The following is a 14,046-nucleotide window of genomic DNA, read 5'->3' as shown; positions in this document are numbered from 1 at the left end:
CGGCCAACGCCCGTGGGCGCGTGTGTCGTGTGCGCCTTCTGCGCCCATGCCAGGCACCTACCGGGGTGGCTCCTCGAGTGCGCCGACCGCCCCGGCCACCGCGGCGCCCCGCCCGCCCCGCCCGGCGTGCTGCAGGAGGCGGTCACTGCGCTGGACGCCCTCGGCCTGCAGACGCACACCCACGCCACCGGCGACGGCGGGGTGCGCCTGGCCCTGGACGCCATCGAGGCGGCCGCGCGCACCAACGGCACCCGCGACCGGCGCCACGGCATCGTGCACGTGGAGTGCCTCAGTCCGGCCGACCTGCCGCGCTTCGCCGCGCTCGGCGTCGTCGCCGCCATGCAGCCGCGGCACTGCTCGCCGGACCTGGTGGCCGGCACGTGGATGGAGAACGTGGGCCAGGCCCGCTGGGACCGCGCCTGGCGCCTGCGCTCCCTGGCAGCGTCCGGGGCGCACGTGGCGCTGTCGAGCGACTGGCAGGTGGGCGAGATGGACCCGCTGGTGGGCGTGTACTCCGCCATGACGCGGGCGGGCCTGGACGGCAGTGCCGCCTGGACCCCCGACGAGCGGCTCACCCTGGAGCAGGCGCTGCGCGGCTACACCGCCGAGGGCGCGTGGGCCTGGCACGCCGAGGGCGACCTCGGGGTGCTGCGCGTCGGCGCCAAGGCCGACCTGGTGGTCTGGTCCGACGACCTGTACGCCCACGCCGAAGACTCTGCGGCGCTGCTGGAGCAGCAGGCGGCGCTGACGGTGGTCGGCGGTGAGGTCGTCCACGACGTCGGCAGCAGCGGCCCGGGGGGCGGGGGAGCGGAGCCGGGTGTCGGCCACTACGGCGCGGTCTCGCACTGCTCGGCGCATCAGACGCACGGGGTGCCGGCATGAGCGCCACCACGAGGACCCGCGACGACGACGCCGCGGTCACCGGCTCCGGCCTGCGGCGCAGGCTGACGCTGCGGCACATCGTGTTCATCGGCCTGGCCTACATGGCGCCGCTGGCCGTCTTCGACACCTTCGGCATCGCCGCTGACGCCTCGGGCAACCGGGTGCCGGCGTCGTACCTGCTCGTCGTCGTCGCCGTTGTCATCACCGCGCTGAGCTACGCGCGGATGGTGCGGCACTACCCGTCGGCGGGGTCGGCGTACACGTACGCCAAGGAGGCCATCCACCCGCACGTGGGCTTCATGGTCGGGTGGGCGACCACGCTGGCGTACCTGTTCCTGCCGATGCTCAACGCGCTGCTGTCGGCGGTACATGGGCGCGGCGTTCCCGGACGTGCCGTCGTGGGTGTGGATCGGCGCGACGATCGTCATCTGCACGGCGCTGAACCTCGCCGGGGTGCAGCTGGCGGCGCGCGTGAACGTGCTGCTCGTGGCGGTGCAGGTGGTGGTGGCCGGGGCGTTCGTGGTGCTGGTCGTGAAGGCCGTGCTCGACGGCCCGGGCGCGCAGGCGTTCACGCTGGCGCCCTTCGGCGCCGGGCAGGACGTCGGGGTCGGCGGCCTGGCGGCGGGCGCGGCGATCCTGGCGCTGTCGTTCCTGGGCTTCGACGCCGTGAGCACCCTCGCGGAGGAGGCCGAGCGGCCGCGCCGGGACCTGCCGCGGGCCATCTTCATCATCGTGGCGGTGGCCAGCGTCTTCTTCGTAGGCGTGACGTACACGATGCAGTCGCTCTTCCCCGACGTCTCCCAGCTGGCGGACGTGGTGGGGGCCTCCCCGGAGATCGCCCTGTACATCGGTGGCCCGGCCTTCCAGGCGTTCTTCCTGGCCGGGTACCTGGTGGCCGTGCTCGGGTGCGGGGTGACGCAACAGATGAGCGCCGCTCGGCTGCTGTACGCGATGGGCCGGGACGGCGTGCTGCCGCGCGGCTTCTTCGGGCGGGTCTCGGTGCGGACCGGGGTGCCGGTGGCGAACACGCTGCTCGTGGCGCTGCTGGCGTGCACGGCGGTCTTCATCGACCTGGCGCAGGCGGCCTCGGTCATCAACTTCGGCGCGTTCGTCGCGTTCGTGGCGGTGAACGCCTCGGTGGTGCTGGTGGCGGTGCGGTTCGTGCGCGGCAGCGGAGCCGGGCCACGTGGTGGGCTGCTACGTGCTGCCGGTGCTGGGGGTGGCGGTCAACGTGCTGCTGTTCATCAGCCTGGACGCGACGGCGCTGACGCTGGGCGCTGCCTGGATGGTGCTCGGTCTGGTGCTGCTGCTGTGGCGGACGCGCCTGTTCCGCGTGCCCCCGCCGCCTCTGACGGAGCCCGCGCTGACCGACTGAGCGCCCGGGGGCCTGCCGCTGCCCTGGCCGCGTCGGCGTCCCCTCTCCGGGAACACCGCCGTGTCTCGGCGCGCCGCCGTGGAGGACCGGCCCGCACCATGATCGGGTGCTGCGCCGGATCTTGGACCCGACGACCTCCACCCGGCGCACCGAGGCCGCCCGCCAGCGGCTGGCCGAGCACCCGATGACCACGGCCCTGCTCGACGCCGGCGTCCGTCTGCTCCTCGCCGAGTTCGCGCCGCCGCCCCGGCGGCCCGCCCCGAGACTGCGGCTGCCAGCCGCGAGACCTCGGCCACCGGCGCCCCCGACGTCCCGGCCCGCCTGTTCGCCGGGGTGACCGTGGCGCGTGTGTGCGCCGCGGCCACCCGCCTCGGTCCGCTCCGCGCGACGGAGGGGCACCTGCGAGACCGCTGGCCCCTGCAGGCCGACTACCTCACCGACCTGCTGGCGTACGGCCTGTGGGAGCCAGCCGGACAGGCGGGTTCTGGCCTCGGTGCTGTGGGTCGCCTCCGGCCACCGCCCTCCCACCTGACGCCATCGGCCGGGGGCGCGGCGAGGTCCGCCATGGGGTGTTCTCCCCATCGACGCAGGTGGGGAGCCCTGTCTAGCGTTCTCATGATCCCCAGGGTGGACGGCTTTGCCAGTCCTCCTAGAAGGGACAAACACCCCCTGGTCGGGCAGACCGAACCCCGCCTAGTGTCCGTCCGCTGCCTGGCCATCACCGCAGTCCAGCCCGGGCAGGGCGCCGCGAGAGGAGCACCGTGCGACGCCTCAACCACGCTTGCGGGTCCGTGACGGGCCGCCGGCGCTCTGTCAACGAAGACGGCGTGCTGGCTGCGTGGCCGGTCTTCGCGGTCGCCGACGGCATGGGAGGGCACGCCGACGGCGCCGCCGCCAGCTCGTCGGCCCTCGCCGAGCTGGCGGCCCTCACGGCGCAGGCCGAGCACCACAGCCTGACCCCCGACGATGTGCTCTCGCGCCTGGGGCTCGCCGACGACCGGGTGCGCGCTCTCGCCGGGGACGGGGACGAGGAGGGCCCGGGCACCACGCTGGCGGCCGTGGTGGCGCTGCAGCTCCGGGGCCGCGACTACTGGATGGTGCTCAACGTCGGCGACTCGCGCGTGTACCGCCTCGCCGGCGGGCTGCTCGAGCAGGTCAGCGTCGACCACTCCTTGGTGCAGGAGCTGGTGGACGCTGGGGACCTGGTTCCGGGGGACGCGCGCCGCCACGCCCAGCGGCACGTGGTGACCCGCGCGCTGGGCGCGCCGGGAGCCTCCGGCCCCGACTGCTGGCTGGTGCCGATGACCGGTGGCGACCGGCTGCTGCTCTGCTCCGACGGTGTCACGTCGGTGGTCGACGACGTCGAGGTCGCTCGGCTGCTCCGGGAGCACGCGCAGCCCGACGCCGCACTGGCCGCCCTCCTGGGGGCTGTGACCCAGCGCAGCGGACCCGACGACGCCAGCGCCGTCGTCGTCGACGTCTCCGCGGACGACAACGACCTCGATGGCCTCGACGCTTCCACCCGACCGCGAGCCGCTGCGGCCCCGGCGGTGCGCTCATGACCCCCACCTACCGCTGCGGCGCCTGGCTCGTGGTGCTCGACGGGCAGACGCTCGTGGCCGTCCTGCCCACCGCCGAGCTGGCCGCCCGCGAGCTGTTGGACCGCCTGTGGCCGGCGGTGGTGTCCGGCGCCGACCTCACCGGTCTGCTCGAGGCGCTGCTGGCTGACGGCTGGGCGCGGGCACCGCACTTCGTGGTGCTGGAGCGGCGCGAGGACCAGCAGGTGACCGTGGTGGTCCGCGGTCCGGCCCGGGTCAGCGCCACCGCGGCCGGTCACGCGGTCGAGCTCACCGGGGACGGCGTGCTCACCTGGGCAGAGCAGCGCGTCGACGCCGTCCACGAGGTCCACCTGCCCACCCAGGGGGAAGCCCTCGACGGGCCGTCGCTGCCGCTGCGCTCGGGCGCCGTGATGGCCTCCACCGTGCGCTGGGCCGCTCAGGTCGGTCACGGCGCGCCCGACGAGCCGGCCCACGACGACGTCGACGCCGCGCCACCGCTCGCACCACCACCCGCTCTCGCGGAGCCCGCACGCACCGCACCGGTCTCGCTGCCCCAGGACCAGGAACAGGGCCAGGCGGCGGCACCCGGTCCGTGGGACCACCTGTTCGAACCGACCGACCACCGGACCCTGCCGCCACCGGCCGACGAGGCCGCAGCTGACCCCGCGGCGGGTCCGGGATCAGGATCGGACCCCGACCACGACCAGATGACCGTCACCGCCGCCGGCGTCGCCGCCCTGCACCAGCGCCTCGGCGCAGCAGCCATGGCCGAGCAGGAGACGCAGGGCACCATGCCGCCGGTCCGGCCGTGGGTCCTGCGCCTGTCCGACGGACAGGAGGTGGCGGTGCGAGGCCGGGTGCTCGTCGGTCGCGAACCGCGCGCCGACCGCGTGCCGGGCACCGACGTACCGCACCTCGTACCCGTCGACAGCCCCACCGGTGACGTCTCGCGCACCCACGTGGAACTGCGCGTGGACGAGCGCGGCGCCCTGCTGGCCCGCGACCTCCACTCGACCAACGGCACCTTCGTGCTGGTCGGCCAGGCACCGCCCACGGCGCTGCCCGCGGGCACGAGCGCGGTGGTGCCCGTCGGCGCCGTCCTCGACATCGGCGACGGAGTCACCATCACCGCCGTCCAGGAGGACTTGTGAGCGCCGCCCGCGGTGCCGCCGCCACCGTGGACCCGCACCCGGAGATCCCCGGCCACACCTGGCGCGAGCACCTGCGCTCGGGTGGCTTCGCCGACGTCCACCTCTACCAGCAGCACCGACCCTCGCGCCCGGTGGCGGTGAAGGTGCTGAAGACCGGCTCCGCCGACCCGTCCCACTTCGACGACGAGGCCGATCGCATCGCCCAGCTCGGCGAGCACCCCTACGTGGTCACCATCCACGCCGTCGCCGTGGCCGCTGACGGCCGTCCCTACCTCGTGATGGAGTACTGCTCCGGCGGCACCCTGGGCGACCGCTGCCGTGGCGGCCAGATGTCCGTCCCGGAGGTCCTCGACGTCGCTGTGAAGCTGAGCAGCGCCGTCCACGCGGTGCACCAGGCGAGCCTGCTGCACCGCGACATCAAGCCCGCAAACGTGCTGCTGGTGGGCGCAGACCCGCGCCTCACCGACTTCGGCATCTCGGCCCCGCTGGCCGAGGGCGCGCTGCCCACCGGCCTGTCCCTTCCGTGGGCGGCCCCTGAGCAGTTCGTCGAGGGCGGTGCGGCCGACGCGCGCACCGAGGTGTGGTCGCTGGGCGCCACCCTCCACGCCCTGCTCACAGGGAGGTCCCCCTTCTCCTTGCAGGGCAGCAGCGAGCTGGCGCACATCGCGCGCATCCAGAGCGCACCCCGCCCGAGCACCGGCCGCCGCGACGTGCCCCCGTCGCTCGAGCGCCTCTTGGACCGCGCGCTGAGCAAGGACCCCCGCCGCCGCCAGGCCAGCGCGCAGGAGGTGGTGCTCGGGCTGCAGGCCGTCCAGGCCGAGCTGGGGCTGCCCGTGACGCCGGTGCCGCAGGCTCCGGCCCCGTCTCCGGGCGCCCCGGTGGTGGTGCACGACGACGGCGGGGGAGAGCCCACCCGCCTGCGTCCGCTCCGCCTCCTGGAGCCCCGCCCCGCCGACCCGACGGTGCGCCGCTCCTCGGTCATCACCGCGGTCCCCAGCTCGTCCACGGGTCCGCACACCGGGCAGCTGCCCGACCAGCTGACGAGCGGTCCAGCTGACCGGCTCGGCGACGCGGTGGACCCCTCGCCCGACACCGGTTCCGCTGGCCTCACCGCCACGGTGCTGCGCCCACCTGCTCGGCCGTCGCTCGAGGCCGATCCCACGCCTGCGCCCGGCCGATCGCGGACTGCTCTGGTCGTGGCGGCGGCGGCGGTGGTCGTCGGCCTCGGCCTGGTGGCCGCAGCGGGGGTGCTCGTGGTGCAGCTGACCGGTGCGGGCGCGACAGCCTCGGGCCCAGCAGCAGACCCGACGGCTCCCGCGCAAGACCTCGGCCCCACCTTCGTGGAGCAGGTCGAGGCGCCGACCGCACTGACCTTCGTACCTGCCGCTGACGGCTCGGTGCAGGTCGGCTGGACCGCTCCGCCAGGATCGGACGCCAGCACCGCCTACCTGGTGGGCCTGCTGTCGGACGGGGGCGTGGTCCGGGAGGACCGGGTCGCGGGTTCCGCGACGGTGCTGCCGGCCGGCGGTCCCCGGTGCGTGCAGGTGCGGACCGTGCTCGGTGATGGCCGCACCTCCGACGACGCCGTGAAGGGATGCGCCCCGTGAGCGCGGCACGCGCAGAGGGCGCGGTCGCCGTCGTCGACTTCTGCGGTGAGGAGCACGTGGTGCCGAGCGGCGGCTCCCTGTGGATCGGGCGCGACGCCGACCTGTCGGTGGATGACAACCCCTACCTCCACCGGCGCTTCCTGCTGCTGCGCCACGAGGACGGCGCCTGGTGGCTGTCGAACGAGGGCAGCTTGCTGTCCGCGACCGTCCACGACGACGCCGGCCTGGTGCGCAGCTCGCTGGCGTCGGGAGCGCGCCTGGCCCTGCCCCCGGGAACCACCAAGGTGCTCTTCACCGCCGGGTCCACCACCTACGAGCTGGCAGTGCGCGTGCCGGGGCGCCTCGCGACCCGGGCCGCCGAGCTGGCCGCCGAGGTGCTGCCGGGTGAGGCGACCGTGGGTCCCGTGGTGCTCACCGAGAGCCAGCGGCTGCTGGTGCTGGCCCTGTGCGAGCCGGCGCTGCGGCGCTCTGGCGCCGTCGGCGCGGTGCTCCCCAGCAACGCGCAGGCCGCGGCCCGGCTGGGCTGGAGCCTCACCCGCTTCAACCGCAAGCTCGACAACGTCTGCGACAGGCTCGACCGCAGCGGCGTCACCGGGCTGCGAGGCGGGCCCGGCAAGCTGGCCAGCGGCCGAAGGGCCCGTCTCGTGGAGCACGCGGTGGCCTCGCGCCTGGTCGGTGAGGAAGACCTGCCTCTGCTCGCCGCGGCGCGCCGGGCGGCGGCCGCCTCCGCCACCGCGACGACCACCGCCACCGGACCCTCGACCGAGGGCGGTGCCTCGTGAGCCGGCTCGCGGACCTGTGGCGCAGCCGCCGCGCCCGGCGCACCGGCTCGGGCGTGGCCCTGTCGGCCGTCGCCGGCGTGGTGGCCGCCGGGGCCGTGCTGGCTCCGGGCGCCACCTCGCTGCAGGTGCACGCGGACGACGGCGGGGTGTGGGTCACCAACGCCGCGTTGCAGCAGGTCGGGCGGCTCAACCGCCAGGTCGGCGAGCTCGACGGAGCGGTCCGCTCCGGCAGCTCCGCGGTCGACGTCCTCCAGGACGCCGGCACGGTGCTCGTGCTGAGCGCCGCGGGCGACCGGAGCTCCGTGCAGGTGCTCGACCCGGCGTACGTGCGCCTGGGCGACCCGGCTGTGCTGCCGGAAGGCGCCGCTGTCTCGCTGGGGCGCGGCACGGTGTCCGTGCTCAGCACCGCCGGGAAGCTGTGGGTGCGGTCGGTGGGCGCGCTGGCAGACTCCTTCACCGACGCTGCGCCAGTGCGCGACCTCGGTCGGGGTGCGCTGGCCGTGGTGGGTCTGGACGACGACGTCCACGCCTTCTCCCCGAGCGAGAGCCAGCTGGTGGCGCTGCCCGCGAGCGGCAGCGGGGCGGGAGACACGAAGGCCGAAGAGGTCGAGCTCCCGCAGCTCGCCAGCGCCGCGCGCGATGGTGCCCAGCGGTTCCAGCTGACAGCGGTCGGCCCGCACGCGGTCCTGCTCGACCGCGACAGCGGCAGCCTCGTCGTGGACGGGGTGGTGCGCGGCCTGGGGGTCGGCGGCGCCGCGGTGCAAGGCGTCGACGACGCCACGCAGCTGCAGGCGCCCGGGCCGGACGCCTCCGACGTGGTCCTCGCCACGCGCACCTCCCTCGTCCGCGTGCCGCTGGCCGGCGGTGCCCCCGCGGTCGAGCAGCAGCAGAGCAGCGGCAGGCCCGCACAGCCGGTCGTGGTGGGCGGTTGTGCGCACGCCGCCTGGGACGGAGCCGCCGCGCACTACGCCCGCTACTGCGGCTCCTCGCAGCCCGTCACGCACGCGCTGCAGCCCGCTCCGGCCGAGGGCCAGCTGCGCTTCCGCACCAACCGCGACGTCGTCGTCCTCAACGATGCCCAGCAGGGCACGGTGTGGGACCCCTCCGGCGACATGGCGCCCGTCGACGACTGGAAGGACCTCGCCCCGCCCAGCGAGGACGGCCAGCAGCAGAGCGACGAGGCCGGCGAGCAGCAGTCCACCGACCAGCAGGCCGACAGGTCCACCCAGAACAGGCCCCCCGTGGCCCAGGACGACGACTTCGGCGTGCGCCCCGGCCGCAGCACGGTGCTCCCGGTCCTCGACAACGACGTCGACCCCGACGGCGACGTGCTCACCGCCTCGCCGGTCGACCCGTCCTCCCCGATCGACCCGCCGGGCGGCCTGGGAGCGGGGGCCCGGGTGTCGGTAGTGCGCGGCGGCGCAGCGCTCCAGGTCAGCGTGCCGGCGGACGCCACCGGCAACGCCGCCGTCGCGTACACCGCCGACGACGGCCGCGGCGGCACCGCGCAGGCCACCGCCCGCGTGCAGGTGCACGGGTGGGACGCGAACGCCGCTCCCCACCAGGACCGGGTGCCCGTCGCGCAGCTCGAGGCGGGCAGCAGCACCACCGTCGACGCCCTCTCGGGCTGGACCGACCCCGACGGCGACGACGTCAGCCTGGCCGGCGCCCAGGCCCCCGCCGGGCTGGACGCCTCGTGGACGCCGGGCGGTCAGCTCACCCTCACCGCGGGAGCCGGGCAGCCGGCCGGCCCGGTCGACGTCGCCGTCACCGTGACGGACGGGCGCGAGCCCGCCAGCGGGACCCTCCGGGTGCAGGTGCTGGCGGCGGGGGCGGCGGTACCGGTGACCCGACCGGACCACGTCAGCACCACCGTCGACGCCCCGGTGCAGGTCAGCCCGCTGGCCAACGACTCCCAGGCCGGTGGGCGCCCGCTGCGGCTGGTCGGCGTCGACCCGACCGCCGGGGTGGCGGTGACGGTGGACGCACTGGGCGGCACCGCGGTGCTCACACCCAGCGCCCAGGGCACCAGCTACCTCACCTACCGCGTCAGCGACGGGGCGCACGAGGCGCAGGGCGTCATCCGGCTCGACGCGCTCGCGGCCGCCGGCGCCGACCGGCCGCCGGTGGCCGTCGCCGACACGGCGCAGCTGCCCCCGGGCGGAGAGGTGGTGGTGGACGTCACGGCGAACGACGAGGACCCCGACGGCGACGTGCTCGCGGTGTCCGGGGCCGTCACACCGGCCCCGGGAGACGCCGCCGCGGCGGGCCTGGTGGCCGACGTGCTGGAGCAGCACCTGGTGCGCGTGCACGCCCCGCAGGGGCTGACCGGACCGGCCACGCTGCGCTACACCGTGACCGACGGCCAGCAGCAGGACGAGGGCACCATCACCGTGGTGCCGGCTCCGGCGCCGGTGGTCCAGGCGCCGCTGGCCCGACCCGACTCGGCCGTGGTGCGCGCGGGGGACGTCGTGAGCGTGCCGGTGCTCGCCAACGACGAGAGCCGCGGTGGCGGTCCGCTGTCCCTCGTGGTGGGCGACGACGCGCTGCAACCGGCGGCCGCGGGCGCCCAGGTCTTCGCCAGCGGCGACCGGCTGCGCGTGCGAGCGCCCGACGCCCCGGGCACGTACACCGCCACCTACACGGCGCGCGACGCGCGGGGCGCTGAGGCCTCGGCCCAGGTCACGCTCACGGTGATCGCGGTGGACGCGACCGGCAACAGGGCACCGGTGGTGCCGCCCGTGGTCGCCCGCGCGGTGGCGGGGGCCACGACGCGCATCGTCGTCCCCCTCGACGGCACCGACCCCGACGGCGACTCCGTGCGCCTGGTCGGGGTGCAGACGCCGCCCGCTCACGGACGCGTCAGCGCCGTCGGCGACGGATGGGTGGACCTGCAGGCCGATCCGTCGGCCACCGGCACCGACGCCTTCACGCTCGGCGTGGTCGACAGGCTGGGCGCCTCGGCGTCCGTGTCGGTGCGGGTGGCGCTGGTCGCCCGGGGCGCGGACCGCCCACCGGCCGCGGTGGACGACGCCGTCACCGTGCGCAGCGGCCGCACGGCGTCGGTTCCTGTGCTCGCCAACGACAGCGACCCCGACGGCGACCGCCTGTCCGTGGTGCCCGGATCCACCACGGCACCCGCCCGCGTGGAGGGCGACCAGGTGGTGGTGCCCACAGCCGCGGGCACGGCGTCCACCACCAGCACCCGCTACACCGTGCAGGACCAGTTCGGCGCCACCGCCAGCGCCGCCGTGACCGTCACGGCCTCGCCCGATGCCCCGGACCTGGTGCCGGTGGCCGTCGACGACCGCGTCGATGTTCTGCAGCTCGCTGCGGCCGGCACCGTTGACGTGCCGGTGCTCGACAACGACGTCGACCTGGACGGACCGCACTCGGCCCTGGTGGTGTCGCTGCCCGCCGGCGCAGCAGGGGCGGCCGGTGCCGACGGCGCGAAGGACGCCCCCGAGGTGGTCGGCACGTCCGTGCGGGTGCACGCCGCGTCCGCGCCGCAGGCCATCACCTACGAGGTGCGCGACGCCGACGGCGGAGTCGGCCGCGCCGTGGTGTGGGTGCCCGGGACCGCCGCAGCGGCACCCGCGCTGCGCTCCGGCGCACCCGAGATCAAGGTCACTGCCGGGCAGTCGGTGCGGCTGTCGCTGGCCGACGCGGTGGTCACCGCCCCCGGGCGCTCCCCGCGCCTGGTCGCTGACGCCCCCGTGGTGGCCGCCGGCGGCACAGCGACGACCGACGGGGACGGTGCGGTGACCTTCGTCGCCACGCAGCCCGGACCGGGCGCGGTGACGGTGACCGTGGCCGACGGCCCCTCGGGTGACGCGGCCACGCGCACCGCCCGCCTGTCGCTGCCCGTCACGGTGCTCCCCGGCGGTGGAGCGCCGCCTGTCCTCGCCGGGGGCTCCCTGCAGGCCGTCGCCGGCGGACCGACCGCGACCCTGGACCTGCGCCGCCTGGCCACCGACCCTGACACCGACGCCTCCCGGCTGCGCTTCGCCCTGGCGGGCGGTGCGCCGGGGGGCCTGCGGGTGTCGGTCGAGGGCTCGGTGCTGAGCGCCTCCGCGCCGGCGGGCACCCCCGCGGGCCAGGTGCCGGTGCAGGTCAGTGCCAGCGACGGCACCTCGAGCGCCACCGGCGTGGTGGTCGTCACCGTCACCGCGGCGGCCGGTCCGCTCGTGCAGGCCGTTGCCGATGCCGCCTCCGGTCCGCCCGGTACTGCCACCTCGGTGCCCGTGCTCGCCAACGACGTCGGGGGCCCCGGTGCGTCCCTGAGCCTGGTGTCAGCGTCGTCGGAACAGGCCGGGTTCGCCGTGACCACCTCCGGTGACCGCGTGGTGGTCACCCCCGCGGGCACCGCCGGCACCGCGACCGTGCGCTACCGGGTCACGGACGCCCCAGGGGACACGACGCGGACGGTGGAGGGAGTGCTGACCTTCACCATCGCCTCGCCCCCCGGACAGCCCGGCGCGCCGCAGGTGGTGAGCACGGGAGCCGACAGCGCGGTGCTCGCCTGGCAGGCGCCGAGCTCCAGCGCGCCCGTCACCGGCTACGTGGTGCGAGGTCAAGGGCTGCAGCAGCAGTGCCCGGCCACCACGTGCACCGTCACCGGGCTCGTGGCCGGCACGGTCTACGCCTTCACCGTCACCGCGCAGAGCTCCGTGGGCGCGGGACCGCCCAGCGCCCCGAGCTCGTCCATCACCGTGGGCGGGGCGCCGACAGCGCCCGCCGCGCCGTCGGTGACACCGGGCGACCAGCAGCTGAGCGCTGCGTGGCAGGCCGCGGGCGGCCCACCGGCGGCCCGCTACGACGTGGAGGTCTCACCGGCCGGGGGCACCCCCGCGGTGAACGGCACGTCGGCCGCCGTGGGCGGGCTAACCAACGGGCAGGCCTACCAGGTGCGCGTGCGCGGGGTGTCCGCGTCCGGGGCGGCGGGGGAGTGGAGCGGGTGGTCGGCCTCGGCGGTGCCCGCGGGGCGGCCGTCGGTGCCGTCGGCGCCGCAGGTGCAGCAGGCCGGCGGGCAGGCGACCGTCTCGTGGACCGCTCCTGCCACCGACAACGGCTCCCCGGTGCTGCGCTACGAGGTGGAGGTCACCGCCGCTGACGGCAGCACCCGCACCGTGCAGGTGGCGGCCGGCACGACCGTGCAGGTGCCCACCGGCGCCGGGGGCTCCTTCCGGGTGCGCGCCGTGAGCGCGAGCGGGACGTCCGACTGGAGCGGCGCCACCCAGGCCCCCGCTGGAGCAGCCGGCGCCGTGGCCCCTGACGTGCCGGCGGCCGCTGCGACGGTATCGGCGGACGGCACGGTCGCGGTGACCGCGACGGCCGCGGCCGGCGGCACCGCCCCCACCCGCTACGAGGCCCGCGTCGACGGCGGTCGGCCGACGGCCCTGGACGGAGCCGCAGGCTCGCTGCAGGGCCTGGCGGCCGGCGCCCACACCGTTGAGGTGCGCGCGTGTGCCGGTGACGCCTGCAGCGGCTGGAGCACCGCCACCTCGGTGACCGTCCCCGCTGCGCCCGCCAAGCCGAGTGCCGACCGCCAGGTCTCGCTGGTGATCTTCAACCCGCACAGTGATAGCGCGAACGCCTACCACGTGTCGATCACAGGTTTCACGCCCAACACCCGCTACGCCGTCCAGTGCCTCCTCGACGGAGCGCAGGTCGGTAGCGGCGTGCTCACCACCGATGCGTCGGGTGCAGCGGCGGATGCCGGCAGCAGCGCATCCGGTGGCGTGTCGTGTGCCGGTGCACGAGCAGGGGGCACGGCGACCGCGCGTGTGGATGGTGTGTCGTCCAACGCGGTGGTGGTCCAGCCCCACATCGACACCCCTTCCACCCCTGAGGTGCCGAAGGCGGTCTCTCTCAGCGTGGCGACGGCGAACGGGGGCAACGGTGCCGGCGCTGCGTACACGATCACGGTGACGGGTTTCGCGCCGAACGGCACCGTGGCGGTCGACTGCCTCATGGGGGGCCAGCGCGTCGACGGTGCCTCGCTGACCACGGGCGCTGACGGCTCAGGGACTGCGCGGTGCACCGCGGCGAAGCCGCAGGGGCAGGCGGCGCAGGCGAGCGCCACCGCAGACGGCGTCCGGTCCAACACCGTGATGGTGGAGCCGTTCGTCCCTCCCGCCCCGAGGGTGGCGAAGTCCGTCGACCTGAGCTTGATGGTGCGGGGCGCGGGCAGCGGCAACACCTTCGTGGTGAAGCTGGCGGGTTTCACCCCCGGCGACGTGGTGAACGCCCAGTGCATCCTCGACGGCGCCACCATCGGCGGCCACGCCATGACCATCAAGGCGGATGGCACCGCCTCCAGCTATGACGCCGGGAACGGTCAGGGGGACGGTGGTGTCTGCTCGACGACGGACAGCGGCAACGGTCAGGTCGCTGTGGACGGAGTCGCGTCGAACACGGTCAAGGTTGCTCCCGCTGTGAAACCGGCCTCACGGGCGATGAAGGGCGACGCGACCGGTGACGGCAAGGTCAACCAGGCCGACATCGACACGGTGTACGCGGACTGGGGCACCGGCGCGGAGCGCAGCGACTTCGACGGCGACGGCACCGTCGACGTCCGCGACCTCAGCATCCTGCTGAGCAACTGGACCGGCCCCGGCCAGGCCCCAGCAGCTGCACCGCCACCAGGGGCGACGCCGTGAGGGCGACGTCGTGAGCAGCAGGGATGAG

Annotated in this window: 6 protein-coding genes and 2 pseudogenes; all 8 read left to right on the top strand. The window is 75.7% G+C overall.

Annotated elements, in window-relative coordinates:
• Positions 1 to 78: 78 nt before the first annotated feature.
• Positions 79 to 882 (top strand): annotated as a pseudogene (locus H7K62_RS20995) (amidohydrolase); the annotation flags it as partial.
• Positions 879 to 1,169: pseudogene (locus H7K62_RS24405) on the top strand (Putrescine importer PuuP); the annotation flags it as partial. The pseudogenes H7K62_RS20995 and H7K62_RS24405, both read left to right, overlap by 4 nt.
• 82 nt (positions 1,170 to 1,251) lie before the next feature.
• On the top strand, positions 1,252 to 2,445 hold the full coding sequence (locus H7K62_RS20990; protein WP_222438004.1) for an APC family permease: 1,194 nt from the start codon (positions 1,252 to 1,254) through the stop codon (positions 2,443 to 2,445).
• Between the two features lie 573 nt (positions 2,446 to 3,018).
• A complete protein-coding gene (locus H7K62_RS20985; protein WP_370591888.1) occupies positions 3,019 to 3,819 on the top strand; it encodes a PP2C family protein-serine/threonine phosphatase in 801 nt (266 codons plus the stop codon).
• Positions 3,816 to 4,967 carry an FHA domain-containing protein gene (locus tag H7K62_RS20980; RefSeq protein WP_186722444.1) on the top strand — a complete coding sequence of 384 codons (1,152 nt, stop codon included), beginning with the start codon at positions 3,816 to 3,818 and terminating at the stop codon, positions 4,965 to 4,967. Before H7K62_RS20985 ends, H7K62_RS20980 begins: the two co-directional genes overlap by 4 nt.
• Positions 4,964 to 6,574 carry a serine/threonine-protein kinase gene (locus H7K62_RS20975; protein WP_186722435.1) on the top strand — a complete coding sequence of 537 codons (1,611 nt, stop codon included), beginning with the start codon at positions 4,964 to 4,966 and terminating at the stop codon, positions 6,572 to 6,574. Before H7K62_RS20980 ends, H7K62_RS20975 begins: the two co-directional genes overlap by 4 nt.
• Positions 6,571 to 7,356 carry an FHA domain-containing protein gene (locus H7K62_RS20970; protein ID WP_222438003.1) on the top strand — a complete coding sequence of 262 codons (786 nt, stop codon included), beginning with the start codon at positions 6,571 to 6,573 and terminating at the stop codon, positions 7,354 to 7,356. Before H7K62_RS20975 ends, H7K62_RS20970 begins: the two co-directional genes overlap by 4 nt.
• On the top strand, positions 7,353 to 14,018 hold the full coding sequence (locus tag H7K62_RS20965) for an Ig-like domain-containing protein (RefSeq protein ID WP_186722432.1): 6,666 nt from the start codon (positions 7,353 to 7,355) through the stop codon (positions 14,016 to 14,018). Before H7K62_RS20970 ends, H7K62_RS20965 begins: the two co-directional genes overlap by 4 nt.
• The last annotated feature ends 28 nt before the right edge of the window (positions 14,019 to 14,046 follow it).

It is taken from the genome of Quadrisphaera sp. RL12-1S, assembly GCF_014270065.1.
GTDB lineage: Bacteria > Actinomycetota > Actinomycetes > Actinomycetales > Quadrisphaeraceae > Quadrisphaera.
Note: the sequence above shows the minus strand (reverse complement) of the source record. Positions and strands in the feature narration are given on the sequence as shown.

Bases quoted from the DNA above. Each gene is read 5' to 3' on its own strand.
- H7K62_RS20990 (WP_222438004.1), top strand. From the start codon at position 1,252: ATGGGCGCGGCGTTCCCGGACGTGCCGTCGTGGGTGTGGATCGGCGCG.
- H7K62_RS20980 (WP_186722444.1), top strand. From the start codon at position 3,816: ATGACCCCCACCTACCGCTGCGGCGCCTGGCTCGTGGTGCTCGACGGG.